At 74.5% G+C, this 20,372-nt stretch carries 16 protein-coding genes; 4 read left to right on the top strand and 12 right to left on the bottom strand.

From position 1 onward, the window contains the following. Positions 1-36 precede the first annotated feature (36 nt). Positions 37-699, top strand: coding sequence for a DUF1444 domain-containing protein (locus OO48_RS05945; RefSeq protein WP_051731781.1), 663 nt, complete (start codon positions 37-39; stop codon positions 697-699). 79 nt (positions 700-778) lie between these two features. Here OO48_RS05945 and OO48_RS05940 read toward each other — a convergent pair whose 3' ends face one another. Genes OO48_RS05940 through OO48_RS05920 form a run of 5 tightly spaced genes read right to left on the bottom strand, consistent with a single transcriptional unit; the run spans position 779 to position 8,351 of the window. Beyond that, positions 779-2,866: an ATP-dependent DNA helicase gene (locus OO48_RS05940; RefSeq protein WP_245194525.1), complete on the bottom strand. Its 2,088-nt coding sequence runs from the start codon at positions 2,864-2,866 to the stop codon at positions 779-781. 13 nt (positions 2,867-2,879) lie between these two features. Next, on the bottom strand, positions 2,880-4,658 hold the full coding sequence (locus OO48_RS05935) for an IucA/IucC family protein (RefSeq protein WP_033213288.1): 1,779 nt from the start codon (positions 4,656-4,658) through the stop codon (positions 2,880-2,882). Then, the gene (locus tag OO48_RS05930) at positions 4,639-6,024 is read right to left on the bottom strand and encodes a lysine N(6)-hydroxylase/L-ornithine N(5)-oxygenase family protein (RefSeq protein WP_051731780.1); all 1,386 of its coding nucleotides are present in this window, start codon (positions 6,022-6,024) and stop codon (positions 4,639-4,641) included. Before OO48_RS05930 ends, OO48_RS05935 begins: the two co-directional genes overlap by 20 nt. Positions 6,025-6,030: 6 nt before the next feature. Continuing rightward, on the bottom strand, positions 6,031-6,585 hold the full coding sequence (locus OO48_RS05925; RefSeq protein ID WP_425338509.1) for a GNAT family N-acetyltransferase: 555 nt from the start codon (positions 6,583-6,585) through the stop codon (positions 6,031-6,033). Continuing rightward, entirely contained in the window at positions 6,585-8,351 is a 1,767-nt protein-coding gene (locus OO48_RS05920; protein ID WP_033213286.1) for an IucA/IucC family protein, read from the bottom strand. Before OO48_RS05920 ends, OO48_RS05925 begins: the two co-directional genes overlap by 1 nt. Before the next feature lie 278 nt (positions 8,352-8,629). Here OO48_RS05920 and OO48_RS34280 point away from each other — a divergent pair, with 278 nt between their 5' ends. Continuing rightward, positions 8,630-9,808 (top strand): hypothetical protein, encoded by a 1,179-nt coding sequence (locus OO48_RS34280; protein ID WP_051731779.1) that lies wholly within the window; start codon positions 8,630-8,632, stop codon positions 9,806-9,808. A gap of 69 nt (positions 9,809-9,877) precedes the next feature. Next, positions 9,878-11,029, top strand: a complete 1,152-nt coding sequence (locus tag OO48_RS05910) for a trypsin-like serine peptidase (protein ID WP_033213285.1) — start codon at positions 9,878-9,880, stop codon at positions 11,027-11,029. Positions 11,030-11,144: 115 nt separating this feature from the next. Here OO48_RS05910 and hflX read toward each other — a convergent pair whose 3' ends face one another. The 5 genes from hflX to miaA form a co-directional block, all read right to left on the bottom strand. Further along, on the bottom strand, positions 11,145-12,644 hold the full coding sequence (hflX, locus tag OO48_RS05905) for a GTPase HflX (RefSeq protein ID WP_033213284.1): 1,500 nt from the start codon (positions 12,642-12,644) through the stop codon (positions 11,145-11,147). Between the two features lies 1 nt (position 12,645). After that, positions 12,646-14,919, bottom strand: coding sequence for a RelA/SpoT family protein (locus OO48_RS05900; RefSeq protein WP_033213333.1), 2,274 nt, complete (start codon positions 14,917-14,919; stop codon positions 12,646-12,648). 176 nt (positions 14,920-15,095) lie between these two features. Next, complete coding sequence (dapF, locus tag OO48_RS05895) at positions 15,096-15,974, bottom strand: diaminopimelate epimerase (RefSeq protein WP_033213283.1); 879 nt, start codon at positions 15,972-15,974, stop codon at positions 15,096-15,098. 62 nt (positions 15,975-16,036) lie between these two features. Next, a complete protein-coding gene (locus tag OO48_RS05890; RefSeq protein ID WP_033213282.1) occupies positions 16,037-16,522 on the bottom strand; it encodes a hypothetical protein in 486 nt (161 codons plus the stop codon). A gap of 252 nt (positions 16,523-16,774) precedes the next feature. After that, entirely contained in the window at positions 16,775-17,701 is a 927-nt protein-coding gene (gene miaA / locus OO48_RS05885; RefSeq protein ID WP_209439440.1) for a tRNA (adenosine(37)-N6)-dimethylallyltransferase MiaA, read from the bottom strand. Positions 17,702-17,870: 169 nt separating this feature from the next. Between miaA and OO48_RS05880 the strand changes: the two genes are divergently transcribed. Continuing rightward, complete coding sequence (locus OO48_RS05880) at positions 17,871-18,092, top strand: antitoxin (RefSeq protein WP_033213281.1); 222 nt, start codon at positions 17,871-17,873, stop codon at positions 18,090-18,092. 14 nt (positions 18,093-18,106) lie between these two features. Here OO48_RS05880 and OO48_RS05875 read toward each other — a convergent pair whose 3' ends face one another. Together OO48_RS05875 and miaB are read right to left on the bottom strand one after the other, a co-directional pair. Next, positions 18,107-18,799, bottom strand: coding sequence for a class III extradiol ring-cleavage dioxygenase family protein (locus OO48_RS05875; protein WP_033213331.1), 693 nt, complete (start codon positions 18,797-18,799; stop codon positions 18,107-18,109). Positions 18,800-18,864: 65 nt separating this feature from the next. Continuing rightward, on the bottom strand, positions 18,865-20,352 hold the full coding sequence (miaB, locus tag OO48_RS05870) for a tRNA (N6-isopentenyl adenosine(37)-C2)-methylthiotransferase MiaB (RefSeq protein ID WP_106970258.1): 1,488 nt from the start codon (positions 20,350-20,352) through the stop codon (positions 18,865-18,867). Between the last annotated feature and the right edge of the window lie 20 nt (positions 20,353-20,372).

Below are 20,372 nucleotides of genomic sequence, written 5' to 3'. Positions count from 1 at the left end.
TGCCCGCCGCGGCCCGCACACCCCGAGGAACCGCGCATGAGCGACCTGTCCACCCGTCTCGCCCCGGACCAGCTGAGCAGCGTGTACCTGCGGCTGGTCGCCGAGGAGTCGATCCCGGAGCAGGCGCGGCGGCAGTTCGGCTACCTGCGGCGGCTGGCCGCCGACCTGCTGGTGGGTCTCGTGCTGGACGGCCCGGAGAGCGTCCGGGTGCTCGACGACCGGGACGTGGCGGGCCTCGGGTGGGGGGAGCTCTCGGCCGCGGGCCGGGCCAACCTGCTCGCCGAGCCGGTGGACCACCACACCGTCGACCGGCCGGGCGGCGCGGTGCTGCACATGCTGGGCCACCCGGAGTCGGTGTTCGCGGCCAGCAAGCTGCTGGTGTTCGAGGAGGCGGTCCGGGCCGCGGGCGGGCCCGAACTGCCGGACGAGGGCGTGCTGCTGGTCGTCCCGAACCGGCACAACCTGGTGTTCTACCCGCTCGCGGACGGGCACGTGGCGGAGGCGGTCAACTCGCTGGCGATGTTCGGGCAGGGCGCCTACGAGGACGGCCCCGGGAGCCTGTCGCCCCGGGTGTTCTGGTGGCGCGCGGGCACCCTGACCTCGATCACGCACTTCGACCCGGCGAGCCGGACGGCGAGCATCGCCCCGCCCGAGGAGCTGATGGGGATCATGCGCCGCCTGGCCGGCGCCACCGGCTGAGCCTGGGGCCGGTGGGCCTGGGGCCGGTGGCCTGGGCCGGGCGGCCCGGGTCCGCGTGCGCGGGCCCGGGCCCGGGCCGTCAGCGCGGCTTGACCGGCGGGGCCGAGGCGTCGATCGCGGCGAGCGAGCGGCGGACCTGGTTGCGGTCGGTGGTGTACCAGAAGTCCGGCATCGAGGAGCGGAAGAAGCCGCCGTAGCGGGCGGTGGCCAGCCTCGGGTCGAGGACGGCGACGATGCCCTTGTCGTCGGCGGCGCGGACCAGCCGGCCGGCGCCCTGCGCCATCAGCAGCGCGGCGTGCGTCGCCGCGACGGCCATGAAGCCGTTGCCGCCGCGGGCCTCGACGTCCTTCTGCCGGGCGCTCATCAGCGGGTCGTCGGGACGCGGGAAGGGGATCCGGTCCATCACGACCAGCTGGCAGGCGGAGCCGGGCACGTCGACGCCCTGCCAGAGCGAGAGGGTGCCGAACAGGCAGGTCTCGGCGTCCCCCGCGAAGGCCTTGATGAGCTCGCCGAGGGTGTCCTCGCCCTGGAGCAGGATCGGCACGTCGAGGCGTTCGCGCAGCTTCTCGGCGGCGGTCTGGGCGGCCCGCATCGAGGAGAACAGGCCCAGCGTGCGACCGCCGGCGGCGCCGATCAGCTCGGCGAGCTCGTCCAGCATCTCGGGCCGGTCGGGCTCCCGGCCGGGCGGCGGCAGGTGCCTGGCGACGTAGAGGATGCCCTGCTTGGGGTAGGTGAACGGGGAGCCGACGTCGAGGCCGCGCCAGTACGGCGGGGCGTCCTCCCCCTGCTCGGCGGCGGGGCCGTCGGGGGTGCGGGTGTCGGGGAGCCTGGTCTCGCCGGGCAGGCCGAGCGAGGCGGCGACGCCGTTGAAGTCGCCGCCGAGCTTGAGCGTGGCGGAGGTCAGGACGACCGAGCGGTCCCGGTAGAGGTTCTCCCGCAGCAGGCCGGAGACGGACAGCGGGGCGACCCGCAGCGAGGCGGTGCCCAGGCCGTAGCGGTCGGAGCGCTCGATCCAGATCACGTCGTACTCGGAGCCGGTGAGCAGCCGGTCCGCGGTCTCGTGCAGCGTCTCGGCGGAGGCCATCGCCTGCTTGCGGACGGCGTCCTCGTCGGTGAGGCCCTTGTCGCGGGTCTCGCCGAGGGAGGTGATGACCTGGCGGCAGGCGTCCCGGACGGCGGCCACCGCGTAGCCGAGGTACTCGGGGAGCTCGTCGACCTGGCCGGGCTGGGCGGTCTCCATCAGGCCGTGGAAGTTCTCGGCGGCGGCCTGGAGCGCGTCCACCGCCTTCTCGTTGGCGAGCTTGGCGGCCCGCTTGACGGCCCGGTTGACGGCGCCGACGGTGAGCTCGGCGGTGGCCGCGCCGGTGACCCGGTTCACCAGCTCGTGCGCCTCGTCGATGATCAGCAGGCCGTGCTCGGGCAGCACGGGGGCGCCCTCGATCGCGTCGATCGCGAGCATGGCGTGGTTGGTGACCACGACGTCGGCCAGTTTGGCGCGCTCGCGGGCCCGCTCGGCGAAGCACTCCTCGCCGTAGGCGCAGCGGGAGGCGCCCAGGCACTCCTTGGAGGTGACGGCGAGCTGGGCCCAGGCCTTGTCGGAGACGCCGGGGGTGAGGTCGTCGCGGTCGCCCGTCTCGGTCTCCTCGGCCCACTCGCGCAGCCGCAGCACGTCCTGTCCGAGCTTGCCGGTGGGGCCGCCGAGCGCGTCGACCGGGTCGAACAGGCCCTCGCCCTCGTCGCTCGGGGTGCCCTCGTTGGCGCGGTGCAGGCACAGGTAGTTGGAGCGGCCCTTGAGCATGGCGAACAGCGGGCGGCGGCGCAGCACCGGGTGCAGGGCCTCGACGGTGCGCGGCAGGTCGCGCTCGACGAGCTGGCGCTGCAGGGCCAGCGTCGCGGTGGCGACCACCACCCGGTCGCCGTGGGCGAGGGCGGGCACCAGGTAGGCGAGGGACTTTCCGGTGCCGGTGCCGGCCTGGACGAGCAGGTGCTCGCCCTCGTCGACGGCGGCGCAGACGGCTTCGGCCATCCGGACCTGCCCGGGCCGCTCCACGCCGCCGACGGCGGCGACGGCGGCGTGCAGCAGTTCGGGGACGCGGGAGGCGGGGACCGGCGCGGGGGGCTCGGCCGTCTCCGGGCCGCCGGGCAGGGGTGCGGTGTCGTTCGTCATGACGCCCCCCAGCCTACGGGGCGGGACTGACAGCCCGGGACGGCTGGGCGGGCAGGCGCACGGCGGCGTGCAGCGGGTTGTCGACCTGGCCGTGGACGGCGGCGTGCGGGCGGTCGGGCCGGTCCCGGTAGCCGTCCAGCAGGAGCCGGTTGCGGTTCAGGCAGAGCCGGTCGATCCGGGGCGCGAACAGGTCGAACAGCTGGTGGCGGTCCGCGAATTCGGGGAAGCGGCGCTGGCAGCGCAGGATCTCGGCCCGCAGCAGTTCCCAGAACTCCTGCTCGGCCAGAGCGAGTTGGTCCTCCAGCAGCGGGGCGAGGTAGCGGTAGACGCCGATGAACAGGCCGGAGTGCAGGAACTGGCAGAGGTAGTCCGGGCCCTCTCGGTTGAGCACCCCGGCGATGTCGGCGGGCAGGTCGGCGAGCTCGGCCAGCGGCTGGTCGCTGAGGTTGACGTCGTCGACGAAGTCCTTGACCGCGAGCCGGACGGGGACGTCGTCCTGGTCGAAGACCACGATGGCGTTCTCGCCGTGCGGGGAGAACACCAGGCCGTAGCGGTACAGGAAGTGCAGCAGCGGCGGCAGCATCGCGGTGAACAGCCGGCGCACCCACTCCCGGGGCTCCAGGCCGGAGCGGGTGACGAGTTCGGCGGTCAGCGCCCGCCCGTCGGAGCCGGTCTGCAGCAGCGCGGCCAGCGTGCGGGCCCGCTCGCCGGGCTCCAGGTGGCGGCCGAGCGGTTCGCGCCAGATCGCGCCGAGCAGTTCCCGGTACTGGTAGGGCGCGTCGGGCAGGTCCCGGTACAGCGGGTGCTCGACGGTGACGGAGGCGATCTCGCCGAGCAGCACCACCCGGCACTCGTCGCGCAGGTACGGGTCGCCGTCGCGCAGGTGGTGGATCCAGGCGGTGACGGCGGGCGCGGCGAGGGCGCGTTCGCTGGGCAGGCCGCGCCAGACCAGGGTGTTGAGGATGGCCAGCGGCAGTTTGACGGTGCAGCGGTCGGGGCGGCTGAGGTTGAAGAAGGAGCGGATGGACTGCTGGGGCAGCCGCAGGTCGCCGTCGCTGGGCAGCGGGACGATCCGGCCGTCGGCGATCCACGGCGCGAACAGGCCGACCACGGTCTCGTCCCACTGCCAGGGGTGCACCGGCAGCAGCAGGAACTCGTCGGCGCGCTCGCCGAGTTGGGCGCGGAAGGCGGGGTCGAGCTCGGTGTCGTAGATCGTCGGGTCGCCGCGGAACTCGGCCAGGCTGCGGTGCACCGCGAGCCAGGGCAGGGTGCGGGGCCGCCGGGCCTCCGGGGTCCAGCCGGCCGCGTCGGTGGCGGAGAAGCCGATCCGGCCCTTGTTGGCGACGATCCACGGGTGGCCGGTCTGCCGGCCCTCCAGGGCGACGTGGTCGAGGTCGGCGAGTTCGGCGGCGGTCAGCGCGGTGGCCCGCAGGTGGGCGTCGGCGATCAGGGTGGCGGTGAGTTCGCGCACCAGGTGGCCGGTGGTGTCGCCGCTCAGCCCGAGCACGTGCCTGGCCCGCTGGAGGAAGCGCAACGGGTCGTCGCCGCCCTCGATCGACGCCGGGTCGACCCGCCAGCTCCCGTACGCGCCGCGGCGGGCGGTGAAGCGGTAGTCGGCGCCGGGGAGCCGCAGCAGGTGGCGGCCGCCGCCCTCGGCCAGCGGGTGCAGCAGCTCCTCGTAGGCGAACTCGCCGAGCAGTTTGGCGAGCATGTCGCGCCCGGCGGCCCGCCAGTGCTCGGCGGTGAGCTGGGGCGGCAGGTGGAGGGCCGGGTCAGCGGCTGGCTGCGGCACGCTCGGTTCCTTCCTGGGGCAGCGGGATCAGCGCCGGCACGGGCGGCGCCGGGGGCTCGAAGGTGGTCCAGGCGGTGCGGTCGGGCAGCGGGTGGAGCGTCTTCCCCGCGACGGCGTTGAGGATCACGGCGGCGCGGTGCGCGCCGAGCCCGAGGTCCGGGGTGCCGACACCGTGGGTGTGCAGCTCGGCGTTCTGGACGTACAGACCGCCGGTGAGCTCCGGCCGGGTGGCGACCCGGTGGTCGAGGTCGACCCGGTAGCGGCCCCGCTCGTCCCAGTCGATCAGGTCGGCGATCGGGTCGAGCGCGGCGGGGCGCACCGCCCGGTAGCCGGTGGCGAGCACCACGGCGTCGGTGCGCACCAGGTGGCGGCGGCCGGATTCGCCGTGCCGGCAGTGCAGTTCGAGGCCGCCGCCGGGGCCCTGGGCGGCCTCGCTGACGGCGGTGCCGGGGAGGATCTCGACGGGTTCGGCGTCGATCGGGCGGCCGATGGTGCGCTCGTACAGGTGGTCGTGGATCTCGGCGATGGTCTCGGCACTGGCGGCCTTGTGCAGCTGCCACTGGGCGGGGACGAGGGCGTCCCGGACGTCGGCGGGCAGGCCGTGGAAGTAGCGGGTGTAGTCGGGGGTGAACTGCTCCAGGCCGAGCTTGGAGTACTCCATCGGGGCGATCGCCCGGGTGCGGGTGAGCCAGCGCAGCCGGGTGCCGTCGCCGGCCCGGTGGCGCAGCAGGTCGAGGAAGACCTCGGCGCCGGACTGGCCGGATCCGACCACGGTGATGTCCCGGGCGGCGGCGAGCCCGCCGCGCCCGGCCAGGTAGTCGGCGGAGTGCAGGACGGCGGGGTGGCGGCGCAGCGGGGCGAAGGCCTCGGGGCGGGCGGGTTCGGTGCCGGTGCCGAGCACCAGGTTGCGGGCGCGGTGCGCCCGGCCGGCGGCGCGCACCAGGTAGAGCCGCTCCTCGGCGTCCCAGTGGACGGCGGTGACGGGGCTGTCGAAGCGGCAGTTGGGGAGCCGGTGGGCGGCCCACCGGCAGTAGTCGTCGTACTCGCGGCGGGGCAGTTGGAAGCGCTCGCTGAAGTAGAACGGGAACAGCCGCTGCTTCTCGCGCAGGTAGTTGAGGAAGGACCAGGGGTTGGTGGGGTCGACCAGGGTGACCAGGTCGGCCAGGAACGGGACCTGCATCCGGGCGCCGTCGACGAGCATGCCGGGGTGCCAGCGGAACTCGGGCTTGCCGTCGAGGAACAGCGCGCCGACGGTCTCGGCCCGGTCGGCGAGCGCGGCCAGCGAGAGGTTGAACGGGCCGATGCCGACGCCGATCAGGTCGTACGGCTCGCGCTGCTGGCCTGCCGTGTCGTCGTGGGGAGTCATGTCGTCCTAGGTAGCGGCGGGGGTGTCGGCGCGCCGGCGGATCATCAGGGCGGCGCGCTTGTCGGGCAGGTCGAGGTCGGCGACGCGGGCGAAGCCGGCCCGGGCGAAGGCCCGGACGGAGGGCGTGTTGCGGACGTTGGGTTCGGCGAGCACCCGGGTGCAGCGGGGTTCGCGCTCCAGCAGCCGGGCGGCGATCGCGTCGAGCAGCCGGGCGGCCAGGCCCCGGCCGCGGGCGGCGGGGGCCAGCAGCAGGTGCAGGCCCAGGTCGTGCGGGCGGGCGGGGTAGTGCGCGGCCAGCGGGTCGAGGTCGGCCCGGTACAGCTCGAAGTAGCCGGTGGGCTCGCCGTCGAGCAGGGCCAGGACGGGGCGGCTGCGGCCGTCGCCGTCGAGTTGCGCGGCGAGGTGGGCGGCGGTGGTGCCGGGCGGGCCCGCCAGCGCCCACCAGCGGTCGGTGTCGGGGTCGTTCATCCAGCCGGTGAGCAGGTCCAGGTCCGTGGCCAACTCCACGGTGCGCAGGACGAGTTCACCGGCCGTGGTGGGTATCGTCCCGGTTTCGGGCATCACGCCCGGGCCACCGGGTTGTCGATCTCGACGTACACCGACTGGGTCTCGACCGGGCCGACCAGTTCGTCCAGGCCGTGCAGTCGGGTGAGCAGGTTGGCCTTGCAGCGCAGGGTGGGGGCGTCGAGCAGGTGGGCGGGCAGCGCGGAGCCGGTGGCGGTGGCGGCGGGGCCTGCCAGGAAGCGGCGCAGGGCGGCCAGCAGCAGGTGCTCGTCGGCGAGGCCCTGGGAGCCGAAGGCGCCGATCAGGCCGAGCACGTGGTTGATGCCGAGGTAGTAGGCGAAGCGCTCGTCGGCGACCGCGTCGGGCACGAAGGTGTCGCTGTGCGCGCCGAGCGCGGGCAGCAGTTCGTGCAGCCGGTCGGCGTGCGAGTCGCGGAAGTAGTAGCCCTGGTTGTCGCGGTAGCGGCCGCCGGCGGGCCAGCCGAGGGCGTCCAGCAGGACCAGGCTGTTCTGCTGGTGCGCCTCCAGGGCGACGCCGGCCTGCCCGTCCAGCCAGAGGACCGGCAGGACGACGGCGTCCAGGTAGCGCAGGAACCACTCGGTGGCGACGGTCTGGGCGGGGCGGCCGGTGCGGGCGGCCAACTCGCCGATGACGTCCGCCAGTCGCGAGCCGGGCCGGCCGGTGCCGACGGGCTGCTCGGCGACCAGCCCGGCCACGCACAGGGCCCGGTCGGCGGGCCCGAACGGCATCTGCCGCAGCACGGTGTCCAGGCCGTTGGGGTCGGCGAGGGCGGGGTGGTCGACGCCGATCCAGGCCGGGTCGCGGACGATGTCGAAGCCGGGGTGGGCGGCCCGCCAGCGCGCGGCCAGGCCGGCTTCCAGCAGCCGGTGCACCTCGACGCCGCGGTGCAGTTCCTTGCGCAGGTTCTCCCGGCGGGAGTTGGTGATCCGCAGGCCCAGCGAGAGCTTGAGCATCCACGGGGTGCCGGGGCGGCAGACGGTGCGCACCGAGCTGGTGGGGTGCCAGGGCTCGCCGTGCTGGCCGAGGTCGGTGAGCAGGCCCTGCTCCAGCAGTTCGGCGACGGCCGGGCGCAGCGCCAGCTCCCGGGCCTGCCAGGGGTGCAGCGGCAGGGCGGCGGCGTCGGCGGGTAGCGGGCGGCCGTACAGCTCGGCGGTGAGCTGCTCGGCGGGGGTGCCGGTGGCGGAGTCGCCGGCCAGCAGCGAGCGGTGCGCGGCCCACCAGTGCAGCCGGAAGCTGCCGTGCAGTTCCGGGGAGTACGCGGCGGACTGGGCGGGGCCGAGGCCGTCGCGGCTCTTCGGGGTGGGGTGCAGCGGGTGGCCGAGCAGCAGCGACTGCTCGGCGCGCAGGAACTGGCCGGCGGGGGCGGTGGAGACCGCCCGGCGGTGGGCGAGGATCTCGGCGGTGCGGCCCACCGAGTCGGCCACCCGGCCGGTCAGGTCGGCGAGTTGGCCGGGGTCGGGGGTGCCGGTGGCGGCGGCCACCAGGGCGGCGACGGTGACCGCGTCGACCGGGTGCTCGGCGTTGCCGGTGGAGACGGTGGCGGGGCCGAACCGGTGCCAGCCGCAGGCCGACCAGTGCCGCACCGGCGCGGACAGCTGGGCGGCGCCGCCGAGCACCGGGATGCGCAGCAGGTCGTCGTCGGGGCGTTCGGCCGCGGTCTCCCGGGCCCAGCAGCGCAACAGGCTCTCGGTGGCGGCGTGTTCGGCGGCGACGGCCGGGTCGGGGTCGAGCAGCGGGTCCGGGGCCGGGTGCCCGGCCCCGGGCCGGACGGCCGGGGGAACGCCGGTGAGGGTGCTGGCCATGTCCGCTCCTTGGGCCGGGTGACTGCCTTCGGGTAAGGGTTACCTATCCCCCTCGGTCGGGCACAAGATCGACTCACTCGTTCCAGTGAGTTTCGCCGGATCACTCACCCTCAGGTGTGACCGGCCGGGATCCTGACGGGCCGCCACCATCACGGTTCGGTGACCGGACGTCAACGGAGGAGCACCACCCGACCGCTGCGGCGTACCCGGATGAAAGACTGACCCCCCGGGAGAGGTTCTCTTTGTCCGGGGGGTCGATGGTGAAGGCACGGAGATTGGTGGCCGCGCTGTCCGCGGTCGCCGTCCTGGCCGGCGGTGCGGGCGCCTGCACCTCGTCCGGCGGGGGTGACGGGAATCCGCGCGACTTCGCCGAGTTGAAGCGCTGGGGGTTCTCCGAGTGGGACCGCTGGGCGCAGCGGCACGGCTTCCACAACCAGGTGGTGGCCGGCCTGTGGAGCGCCGAGGAGATGGACCAGGCGCCGCCCCGACAGCCCGCCCCGGTACCGGACGGCCCGCCGTCCGCGCCGGCGGACTCGCCCGCACCGACCGGTGCCGCGTCACCGGAAGGCGCCGTGCCACCGGAAGGCGCCGTGCCACCGACCGGTGCCGTGCCGCCGACCGGGTCCACCGGGCCGTCCGCCGCTCCGTCCGCGCCGCCCGCTCCGTCGCCGCCGTCCGCGCCGCCGCCGGTGGCCGCGCAGCCGGTGCCGCGGCCGTACACCAGCTACCCGGCGTCCGGGAAGGTGTTCATGACCGCGCCGGGCGGCGGCACCGGCCAGTGCTCGGCCACCGTGGTCGCCGACCCGGCGCACCCGGGGAAGAGCGACCTGGTCTGGACGGCCGCGCACTGCGTGCACGAGGGCAGGGGCGGCGACTGGTACCGGAACCTGGTGTTCGTGCCGGCGTACAACAGCTCCGGCGCGGCCAGCGACCACCGGAAGGCGTCGCTGGCCGAGGTCGCCCCGCTCGGGCAGTGGTGGGCCGACAAGGTGATCACCTCGCCGCTGTGGACCACCGAGGGCACCAGGGGCGGGGACGCCGCGAACCAGTACGACTTCGCGGTGGTCAAGGTGCGCGGCCCGGAGGGCGAGACCCGTTCGCTGGAGGAGGTCATCGGCACCGCCGTCCCGGTCTGGTTCGACGCCCCGCGCGAACGGCTGGCGATCCAGGCCTGGGGCTACCCGGCGGTCGCGCCGTTCGACGGGCAGGAGCTGGAGCGCTGCGACTCCGGCCGGCCGGGCTCGCGCGGCTTCGACCCGGCCCGGCCGCCGATGCTGGTGATCGGCTGCACCATGACGGGCGGCGCCTCGGGCGGCGGCTGGTTCGCCGACGGCCCGGACGGCCGCCAGCGGCTGGTCAGCAACACCTCGATCGGCACCCAGGCGCACACCACGCTCAACGGCCCCTACCTGGAGGACGTCGCCCGCCAGGCGCTGGACTACATCTCCCGGAAGTGACCGCACCACCGGGGCGGCCGTCCGCCGCCCCCGCTCCGCACCCACACACCGACCACGGGGGGAACACCCATGACCGACCGGCACCGACCGGCCCACCGCGCCCGGAACGCGGCCGCGGCCGTCCTGGTGACGGTGCTCGCCGTCAGCACCGCCGCCTGCAGCAAGAGCCCCGACCCGACCCCGCCGCCGACCGGCGCCCAGCCCTCGTCGACCTCCTCGAAGGCCTCGATCGACATAGCCGACGTGCAGAGGTTCATCTCGGACGTGCCGAACTGGGGCGCCGAGGACTGGAAGAAGTGGGCGACCCAGAACGGCTTCAAGCCGGAGGACATCCAGGCGATCAAGGGCTACTGGGACAAGTCGAAGCCCTCCGACCGGGCCATCGGCGGGTCGGTCAAGCCGGACAAGCAGGCCCCGTCGTTCCGGGACATGACCCCCCCGGCCCGCATCGCGGCCAAGCCCCAGCAGCACCCGTACGGCGCGGACACCGCGGTGATCGGCAAGTTCTTCCTGTCGGGCGCGGACGGCGTGCGGCAGCACTGCTCCGGCACCGTGGTCACCGACCCGGCGCACCCCGGCAAGAGCAACCTGGTGTGGACGGCCGCGCACTGCGTGCACGAGGGCAAGGGCGGCGGCTACTACAAGAACCTGATGTTCGTCCCGGCGTACAACCGCTCCGGCGCGACCAGCCGCGGCGGGACGGCCGAGACCTGGAAGGAGGTCGCCCCGCTGGGCCGCTGGGCGACCGTGTCCCTGGTGGTGATGCCGCAGTGGATCCAGGAGGGCGCCCACGTGGGCAACCAGGCCAGCCAGTTCGACTTCGCGATGATCCGGATGACCCCGATGGACGGCAGCCGCTCGCTGGAGGAGGCGGTCGGCGGGGCCGTCCCGATCGCGTTCAACACCAAGCAGAGCGACATCACCGCGCCGAAGGCGTACGGCTACCCGGTCGACCCGCCGTTCGACGGCCAGGAGCTGGAGCACTGCGACTCCGGCGTCGGCGTCAGCCCGTTCTCCTTCCTGGCCTCCCGCCCGCCGATGCTGGGCATCGGCTGCACCATGACCGGCGGTTCCTCCGGCGGCGGCTGGTTCACCACGCAGAACGGCAAGCGGGTGCTGTTCTCCAACGTCTCGATCGGGGACGACGAGCTCGGCTGGATGGCCGGCCCCACCCTCGGGGCCGAGGCCAAGAAGATGTTCGACGGCTTCACCGCCGGATGACCGGCTCCGCCCGGTGACCGGCCCGGCCGGGTGACCGGGCGGGGCCCGACGACGGACGGGCGGGCGGCGCACCCGGAGGTGCGCCGCCCGCCCGTCGGGTCGGTGCCGTCGGCCGTCAGGCCGTGACGACCGCGTACTTCTCCAGCTCGCCGGCCAGCACGGCCGCCACCTTGGCGTGCAGCAGGGTGCCGTCCGCCGTGTGCTCGGTGGAGATCAGCTCGCCCTCCGCGTGGACCTTGGAGACCAGGTCGCCGCGGGTGTAGGGGACCAGGGCCTTGACCTCCACCGCGGGGCGGGGCAGTTCCCGGTCGATCAGGGCGAGCAGTTCCTCGATGCCCTGGCCGCTGCGGGCCGACACCACGATGGCGTGCGGCTCGCGGCGCAGCAGGCGCTGGAGGACCAGCGGGTCCGCCGCGTCGGCCTTGTTGATCACCACGATCTCCGGCACGTTCTGCGCCTCGACCGAGACGATCACCTCGCGGACGGCGGCGAGCTGGGTCTCCGGCTCGGGGTGCGAGCCGTCCACCACGTGCAGGATGAGGTCGGCGTCGGCGACCTCCTCCATGGTGGAGCGGAACGCCTCGACCAGGTGGTGCGGCAGGTGCCGGACGAAGCCGACCGTGTCGGCCAGGGTGTAGAGCCGGCCGCTCGGGGTCTGGGCCCGGCGGACCGTCGGGTCCAGGGTGGCGAACAGGGCGTTCTCCACCAGGACGCCGGCCCCGGTGAGCCGGTTGAGCAGCGAGGACTTGCCCGCGTTGGTGTACCCGGCGATGGCCACCGACGGGACGTGGTTGCGCCGCCGCTCCTGCCGCTTGGTGTCGCGGCCCTTCTTCATGTCGGCGATCTCCCTGCGGAGCTTCGCCATCTTCTCGCGGATCCGCCGCCGGTCGGTCTCGATCTTGGTCTCACCGGGACCGCGGGTGGCCATGCCGCCGCCCGAGGAGCCGGAGCCACCGCCACCCATCTGCCGGGACAGCGACTGGCCCCAGCCGCGCAGGCGCGGAAGCATGTACTGCATCTGCGCGAGCGAGACCTGCGCCTTGCCCTCCCGGGACTTGGCGTGCTGGGCGAAGATGTCCAGGATCAGGGCGGTGCGGTCGACGACCTTGACCTTGACCACGTCTTCGAGGTGGATCAGCTGGCCCGGGGTCAGCTCACCGTCGCAGACCACGGTGTCGGCGCCGGTGGAGGCGACGATGTCGCGCAGCTCCTGGGCCTTGCCGGAGCCGATGTAGGTGGCCGCGTCGGGCTTGTCGCGGCGCTGGATCACGCCGTCCAGGACTTCGGAGCCGGCCGTCTCGGCGAGGGCGGCGAGCTCGGCCATCGAGTTCTCCGCCTCCTCCAGCGTGCCGTCCGTCCACACGCCGACGAGCACCACGCGCTCCAGCCGGAGCTGGCGGTACTCGACTTCGGTGACGTCCTGCAGTTCGGTGGAGAGGCCGTGGACGCGCCGCAGCGCGGCGCGCTCGGAGCGGTCGTACTGCTCTCCGTCGTAGTTGCCGAGGCCCTCGTCGATCGCCGCGAGGTCCTCGTCCATCAGGGCTTCCGCCTTGAGGTCGGCGAGCCGGTTGGCGGACTCGCTCGATCGGGTGCGGCTGTCGAACGTGGAGGTCATTTCATCCTTGGGTTGATCGGATCGTGCTCTCGGACAACACGGCGGAGCCGCCGTGAATTCCCCACGATGGTTGCACGCCCGCCGCGCCCGAGTCATCCCTTTTACCAGCCGCCGCGCCGACCCCCGCCGCCGCCCCGTCCGGCGCGGCCTCCGGCCCGCCCGGGCGGTAGACGTCGTACACGCCGGAGACCCGGAGCATCGCGCGCATCACCGCGGGCAGCGCCGCGGCGTCCGGCAGCTCCAGGGTGTAGCTGTGCCGCACCCGGAGCTGGCGGGGCGGCTCGACCTCGGCGGAGAAGATCGACACGCCCTCGCCGGAGATCGCCGCGGTCAGGTCGGCGAGCAGCCGGGGGCGGTTGAGCGCCTCGGCGTGCAGGGTGGCCCGGTACCCCCACTGCGGGGCGCCGCCGGGCAGCCAGCGGACCGGGGCCGCGTGGCGGCCGCCGCGCAGCATCCGGGTGCCGGTGGGGCAGCCCGCCCGGTGCACCGCGACGGCCCCGCCGCGCAGCACGATGCCGGTCACCTCGTCGGGCGGGACGGGCGTGCAGCAGCGGGCCAACCGGACGGCGGCGCCGGGCAGTCCGGGCACCTCCGCGGGGGCGCCGGGCGCGGCGGGCGCGACCGGGGCGGCCGCGGGGGCGGCGGGGGCCGGGGCGCTGCTCGCGGCGGGCTGCTCGGGCAGTTCGGTGACGGCCGGGCGGACGGCCAGCCGGCGTTCGACGGCGAGCCGGGCGCCGGGGGTGCGGACGTACTCCAGCCACTGCGGGTCGGGGCCGCTGTCCTCGCCGTCGGGGGCGAGCAGCAGGCCGAGCACGTCGCCGTCGCGCAGCTGGGTGGAGAGCGCGGTGAGCCGGCCGTTGATCCGGGCGCCGATACATCGGTGGCCGGTCTCCTCGCCGAGCAGGTACGCGGCGTCCAGGCAGCTGGAGCCGGCCGGCAGGTGCAGGGTGGCGCCGTCCTCGGTGACGGCGGTGATCTCGCGGTCGTCGCGCAGGTCGGCGGTGAGGGCGGACCAGAAGGCGTCCGGGTCGGGGGTGTCCTGCTGCCAGTCGAGCAGCCGGGCCAGCCAGCCGGGGCGGGCCGGGTCGGTGCGGTCCTCGGGGTCGTCGGCGGCGCCCTGCCGGTCGGCGGCGCGCGGGTCGCCGAGGGCGACCACGCCGGTCTCGGCGACCTCGTGCATCCGCCGGGTGCGGACCAGGACCTCGATCACCTCGCCGCCGGGCAGCGCGACCGCGGTGTGCAGCGACTGGTAGAGGTTGAACTTGGGGGCGGCGACGAAGTCCTTGAACTCGCCGGGCAGCGGCGTCCAGCAGGTGTGCAGCTCGCCGAGGACGGCGTAGCAGTCGGCGTTCTCCTCGACCACCACCAGCAGCCGCCCGAAGTCGGCGGGCCGCAGTCCGGTGCCGTCCGGCCCGGCCCCGCGCTTGATCATCACCCGGTGCAGCGAGACCAGGTGCCGGGGGCGGACGGTGACGGCGGAGGGGATGCCGGCCTCGGCGAGCTGGCGGCCGAGCTCGGCGGCGAACGGGGCGAGCACGCCGTCCGTCCAGCCGCCGGCCACCGCGCCGGTGTGCTCGTACTCCTCGGGGTGCAGGGTGGCGAAGACGATGTCCTCCAGCTCCGCCTTGACCACCTGGATGCCGAGCCGTTCGGCGAGCGGGATCAGCACGTCCCGGGTGACCTTGGCGATCCGCACCCGGCTGGCCGGCTTCATGTGCCGGATGGTGCGCATGTTGTGCAGCCGGTCGGCGAGCTTGATCACCATCACCCGGACGTCGTCCCCGGTGGCGACCAGCATCTTGCGGAAGGTCTCGGGCTCGGCGGCGGCCCCGAAGTCGACCTTCTCCAGCTTGGTGACGCCGTCGACCAGGTACGACACCTCGGGCCCGAAGTCCTCGGCGACCTGGTCGAGCGTCACCTCGGTGTCCTCGACCGTGTCGTGCAGCAGCGAGGCGACCAGCGTGGTGGTGTCCGCGCCGAGCTGGGCGAGGATCATCGTGACGGCCAGCGGGTGGGTGATGTACGGCTCGCCGCTCTTGCGGGTCTGCCCGCGGTGGCTCTCCTCGGCGAGGCGGTACGCCCTGGTCAGCAGCGGTACGTCGGCCTGCGGGTGGTGCACCCGGTGGGCCTGGACGATCGGTTCGATGGCGTCGGGGACGGGCGTCCGCCCGGTGGCGAGCAGCGCGGCCCGGCCGGCCCGGCCGAGCGCCGCACGGCTGAACCGGCTCGCCTGCTGCTTGGACGGCGAGCCCGCCAACTCGGAGCGGATGGTCATCTGCACCTCCGGCAGCAACACCGGAGCGACGGCCGACCCGGTGGTCCATGCTACCGAGCAGAGCACGTTGCGCGAGCCCCCGCTTCCCCTCTGTCATCCGGATCACCCGAACGGGGGGATTAACCGGAGAGCGCGGTGGGAAGCGGTGGCTGACGTTCCGTCGCCCTGACCTGCCGTCAGGCGAGCACGCCCTCCGCGACGATCACGGCGGGCCCGGTCATCTCGATCCGGCCGTCCGGGAACTCCTCGATCACCAGCCGCCCGCCGGGCACGTCCACCGTGTAGCGCACGGCCTCGCCGGTGGCCGCCGGGTCGGCGCCGTCGCGCCGGATCGCCGCCACCGCGACGGCGCAGGCGCCGGTGCCGCAGGAGCGGGTCTCGCCGGAGCCGCGCTCGTGCACCCGCATCGCCACGTGCCGCTCGCCGCGGTCCACCACGAACTCGACGTTCACGCCCTGCGGGTACGCGCCCTCGGGGGCGGTGGCCGGGGCGTCGTGCAGCGTGCCCGCGTGCGCCAGGTCCTCGACGAAGGCGACGGCGTGCGGGTTGCCCATGTTGACGTTCAGCGCGGGCCAGGTCCGCCCGTCCACGGTGACGGTGATGCCGTCCGGGCCGGGGAACACCGCCCGGCCCATGTCCACGGTGACCTCGCCCGGGGTGCCGTCCGGGGCGTCCTCGGCGATCCGCACCCGCTTGACCCCGCCGCGGGTGCCCACCGCCAGCTCGCCCGGCTTCGCGTGCCCGGCGTGCACCAGGTACCTGGCGAACACCCGCACCCCGTTGCCGCACATCTCGGCGATCGAACCGTCCGCGTTGCGGTAGTCCATGAACCACTCGGCCTGCCCGGCCGTCCCCGCCGCGGCGGGCTCGGCCGCCGAGCGGACCACCCGCAGCACGCCGTCCGCGCCGATCCCGGCCCGCCGGTCGCACAGGGCGGCGACGTCGGCCGCCGACAGGTCGATCAGACCGTCCGGGTCCGGGACGATCACGAAGTCGTTCTGGGTGCCGTGCCCCTTGAGGAAGGCCGTTCCGCTGGTTCCGCTGCGCTCGCTCACACCGCCGATGGTAACGGGGGCGGGCAGGCGGGGGCGGGGTCGGACCGGGGGCCGGACGGTCCCTAGCCGCGCAGGTGGACGACCCGCCAGACGGCGAGCGCGACGGCCGCCGCGGCCAGCAGGGTGTACAGCACGATGGCCTTCCAGCCGGCCCGCTCGGTGCTGCCCCGGCGCGGCACCCCGGGCCACTTGTAGCCGGCCCGGCGGGCGGCCATCGCGCCCCAGCCGACCGAGGCGGCGGTGATCAGCAGGCCGAGCATCCCGATCATCGCGGTCGCGCCCTCGCTGCCGAAGGCCAGCGGGAAGGCGAACATCAGCGAGCCGAACATCAGCGTCGCGGCGATCGGCAGGATCTGCCACCAGCGCAGCCGGCGGCGCGGCCGGATGTCCCGCTCGTGGACCACGCCCGGCGCGGCGGCCAGGTCGTCGATCGCGGGCAGCGCCACCGCGTACGAGGTGGTGGGGACGGCGAGCTCGGGAAGCGTCTCGGACCCGTCGGCGACGTCGCCGAGCAGCTCATCGGTTTCGGGGCCGGTACCCGTTGACACGCGGCCTCCCCTGACGGCTCGACACGAGCTCCAGGGCTCGCGGGCGGTGAGGCCGGCCCGCGTGCCGGGCCTCGGTGCTACCGATGATGGCACGTGCCGGCACCCCGGCAGGGCGTCGCGCGGCTTGATCGGGTGATCCGATGCCAGGACGTGATCCCGCCGTGACCGCCGGTACCTCCTGCACCTGCGTCTGCCGGTGCAGACGCCGCGAGCCTGGCCGGAACGGGTCGCCGGGCAGCCGGAAACCGCCGGTCAGGCCGCCCCGACCGGACTTTCCGAACGGTGGATCAGTTCCAGTGCCCGGCCCAGCAGCTCGACCGGATCGGCGCCCTCGGGCCGGTCCAGCCAGTGGATCCGGTCGTCCCGGCGGAACCAGGACTCCTGGCGCCGGGCGAACCGGCGGGTCGCCCGGACGGTCTCCGCCCGCGCCTCGTCCTCGGTGCACTCCCCCGCGAAGAACGCCAGCACCTGCTGGTAGCCGAGCGCCCGGCTCGCGGTCAGCCCCTCGCGCAGCCCGGCCCCCTCCAGCTCGCGCACCTCGTCGAGCAGCCCGGCCTCCCACATCCGGTCCACCCGCAGCTCGATCCGCCGGTCCAGCTCGGGGCGCGGCACCCGGACGCCGATCTGCACCGCCCCGTACACCGCCCGCTGGGTCGGCAGGCTGGCCGTGAACGGGCGTCCGGTGATCTCGATGACCTCCAGCGCCCGGACCACCCGGCGCCCGTTGCTGGGCAGGATCGCCTCCGCCGCCGCCGGGTCCAGCCCGGCCAGCCGCCGGTGCAGCGCGCCGGAGCCGGCCCGCTCCAGCTCCTCCTCCAGCCGGGCCCGCACCGCCGGGTCGGTGCCGGGGAACTCCATCTCGTCCACCGCCGCCCGCACGTACAGGCCCGAGCCGCCGACCAGCACCGGCACCTGCCCGGCCGCCAGCTGCCGGTCCATCTCGGCCCGCGCCAGGCGCTGGTACTCGGCCACCGAGGCGGTCTCGGTCACCTCCCACACGTCCAGCAGGTGGTGCGGGACGCCGCCGCGCTCCGCCCCGGTGAGCTTGGCGGTGCCGATGTCCATGCCCTTGTACAGCTGCATCGAGTCGGTGTTCACCACCTCCCCGCCCAGTTCGCGGGCGATCGCCACCGCCAGGTCGGACTTGCCGGCCGCCGTCGGGCCGACCACCGAGACCACCAGGGGCAGCCCGCCGGGGCCATGGGGGGGCGCAGAGGGGGAAGAAGAGGAACCGCTCACCCCACCAGTCTCGCAAAAGCGGGGCACCTCCCGTGTCACACCGTCGTTGACCGGGGAGGATCAGCACTGTTCGGTCCGGAAATCACCCGAAATACGAGGAGCGCACGCCATGGGTCTGATGGACAACCTCAAGGGCAAGGCCGAGGAGCTCAAGGACAAGGCCAGCGAGCTGGCCGGCAAGCACGGCGACAAGATCGACGGCGCGGTCGACAAGGCCGGCGAGGCCATCGACAAGGCCACCAAGCACAAGTACAGCGACAAGATCGTGAAGGGCACCTCGGCCACCAAGCACGCCCGCGACGACTTCGCGGCCAAGCCCAAGGACGACTGACGCCCGCCCGGCGCTCAGCGCCAGGAGGCCACCAGGTAGCCGACGCCGTACGGGGCGTCCTCGTAGCGCAGTTCACCGCTGAGCGCGGCGCCCTCCGCGGCGCCCGCCAGCACCTGCCACGGGGCGCGCCCCTCGGCCATCAGCCGGGCCGACAGCTCCGCGTCCAGCCCGGCCAGCGCCGCCGCGTCCGCCCCGGCCAGCGCGCGCGCCACCGCCCGGTCGTGCTCCTCGGCCCGCTCGTCCAGGTACCCGGGGGCCTTCACCGAGCGCCGGGCGCTGCCGTCGCCGAGCACCAACAGGCCGACCCGGTCCGCGAGTTCGGCCAGCCCCCGGCCGAGGCCCAGCAGCCGCTCCGCAGCCGTGTCGGGCCGCACCGCGACGGCGTGCGTCGGCACCCGGACGCCCGCCTCCTCCAGCAGCCACGCCCCCACCGTCAGCGCGGGCGGCAGCTCCGGGCCGTCCACCCCGCCCAGCGGGAGCCGCACCGCCTTCGCCACCCCGTACCGGCGCAGCGACCCCGCGCCGCCCTCCGTCCACACCCCGGCCCGCTCGCCCGTCCCGACCACCACCACCAGGTCGGCCCCGGCCAGCTCCCGCACCGCCGCCAGGCACGCCTCCCGCAGCCCCGCCGTCTCGGCGGCGGCCCCGGCGGCCACCTCCGGCACGAGCAACGGCGGGCAGGGGCACACGGCGGCGGCAGCAAGCATGTCGATCACTCTACGGGAGGGCAAAACGGGGGCGCGAGGAACCGCGCCCCCGGCTCACGCGGCTCTCAGCAGCCGCAGCCGTCACCGCTCGGCGCGGCCGCCTGCCGGGGCGCGCCGATGGTCGGCAGCCCCAGCATCACGCCCGCGGGCTTCGCGGCCGGCGCCGCCTGCCGCTTCTCCCACGCGTCGCCCGCCCGGGTGCGGCGCACGCCCAGCGCGGGCCCCTCGGCGAGGAGGTGGTGCGGGGCGGCGTAGGTGATCTCGACGGTGACCATGTCACCGGGCCGCACCCCGCCCTCGGGCCGGGAGAAGTGCACCAGGCGGTTGTCGGGCGCGCGCCCGGAGAGCCGGTCGGTGCGGTCGTCCTTCTTGCCCTCGCCCTCGGCGACCAGGATCTCCAGCCGGCGGCCGACCTGCTTCTTGTTCTCCTCCCAGGAGATCTCCTCCTGGAGGGCGATCAGCCGGTCGTAGCGCTCCTGCACCACGGCCTTGGGCACCTGGTCGGCCATCTCGGCGGCGGGCGTCCCGGGCCGCTTGGAGTACTGGAAGGTGAAGGCGTTGGCGAACCGGGCCTCGCGGACCACGTGCATGGTCTGCTCGAAGTCCTCGTCGGTCTCGCCGGGGAAGCCGACGATGATGTCGGTGGAGATCGCGGCGTCCGGCATCGCGGCCCGGACCTTCTCGATGATGCCGAGGAAGCGTTCCTGCCGGTAGGAACGCCGCATCGCCTTCAGGACGGTGTCGGAGCCGGACTGCAGCGGCATGTGCAGCTGGTGCATCACGTTCGGCGTCTCGGCCATCGCGGCGATCACGTCGTCGGTGAAGTCGCGCGGGTGCGGCGAGGTGAAGCGGACCCGCTCCAGGCCCTCGACCTGGCCGCAGGCGCGCAGCAGCTTGCCGAACGCCTCCCGGTCGCCGAGGTCGGAGCCGTACGCGTTGACGTTCTGCCCGAGCAGGGTGACCTCGACGACGCCCTCGGCGACCAGCGCCTCGACCTCGGCGAGGACGTCGCCGGGCCGGCGGTCCTCCTCCTTGCCGCGCAGGGCGGGGACGATGCAGAAGGTGCAGGTGTTGTTGCAGCCGACCGAGATCGCGACCCAGGCCGCGTACGCGGACTCGCGCCGGGTGGGCAGGGTGGAGGGGAAGGTCTCCAGCGATTCGAGGATCTCGACCTGGGCCTTGCGCTCGACGGCGGCGCGCTCCAGCAGCGCGGGCAGGTGGCCGATGTTGTGGGTGCCGAAGACGACGTCGACCCAGGGGGCCTTGCGGACGATGGTCTCGCGGTCCTTCTGGGCGAGGCAGCCGCCGACGGCGATCTGCATGCCGCGGTTGGCCTGCTTGGCGGGGGCGAGCCGGCCGAGGTTGCCGTACAGCTTGTTGTCGGCGTTCTCGCGGACCGCGCAGGTGTTGAAGACCACCAGGTCGGGGTCGCCGTCGCCGGCGGCCTTGGCGTAGCCGGCCTCCTCCAGCAGCCCGGACAGGCGCTCGGAGTCGTGGACGTTCATCTGGCAGCCGTACGTGACGACCTTGTAAGTTCGCAAGCTCTCCTCCATACCCACAGAGCCAAGGGTAA

The sequence above is a fragment of the Kitasatospora phosalacinea genome (assembly GCF_000716545.1).
Classification (GTDB): domain Bacteria; phylum Actinomycetota; class Actinomycetes; order Streptomycetales; family Streptomycetaceae; genus Kitasatospora; species Kitasatospora phosalacinea.
Note: the sequence above shows the minus strand (reverse complement) of the source record. Positions and strands in the feature narration are given on the sequence as shown.

Excerpts from the sequence above, each read along its gene's own strand:
- OO48_RS05920 (WP_033213286.1), bottom strand. The coding sequence starts at position 8,351 with ATGGCCAGCACCCTCACCGGCGTTCCCCCGGCCGTCCGGCCCGGGGCC.
- OO48_RS05910 (WP_033213285.1), top strand. The coding sequence starts at position 9,878 with ATGACCGACCGGCACCGACCGGCCCACCGCGCCCGGAACGCGGCCGCG.
- OO48_RS05930 (WP_051731780.1), bottom strand. The coding sequence starts at position 6,024 with ATGACTCCCCACGACGACACGGCAGGCCAGCAGCGCGAGCCGTACGAC.
- miaB (WP_106970258.1), bottom strand. The coding sequence starts at position 20,352 with ATGGAGGAGAGCTTGCGAACTTACAAGGTCGTCACGTACGGCTGCCAG.
- hflX (WP_033213284.1), bottom strand. The coding sequence starts at position 12,644 with ATGACCTCCACGTTCGACAGCCGCACCCGATCGAGCGAGTCCGCCAAC.
- OO48_RS05880 (WP_033213281.1), top strand. The coding sequence starts at position 17,871 with ATGGGTCTGATGGACAACCTCAAGGGCAAGGCCGAGGAGCTCAAGGAC.
- OO48_RS05945 (WP_051731781.1), top strand. The coding sequence starts at position 37 with ATGAGCGACCTGTCCACCCGTCTCGCCCCGGACCAGCTGAGCAGCGTG.
- OO48_RS05875 (WP_033213331.1), bottom strand. The coding sequence starts at position 18,799 with ATGCTTGCTGCCGCCGCCGTGTGCCCCTGCCCGCCGTTGCTCGTGCCG.
- OO48_RS05940 (WP_245194525.1), bottom strand. The coding sequence starts at position 2,866 with ATGACGAACGACACCGCACCCCTGCCCGGCGGCCCGGAGACGGCCGAG.
- OO48_RS05925 (WP_425338509.1), bottom strand. The coding sequence starts at position 6,585 with ATGCCCGAAACCGGGACGATACCCACCACGGCCGGTGAACTCGTCCTG.
- OO48_RS05900 (WP_033213333.1), bottom strand. The coding sequence starts at position 14,919 with ATGACCATCCGCTCCGAGTTGGCGGGCTCGCCGTCCAAGCAGCAGGCG.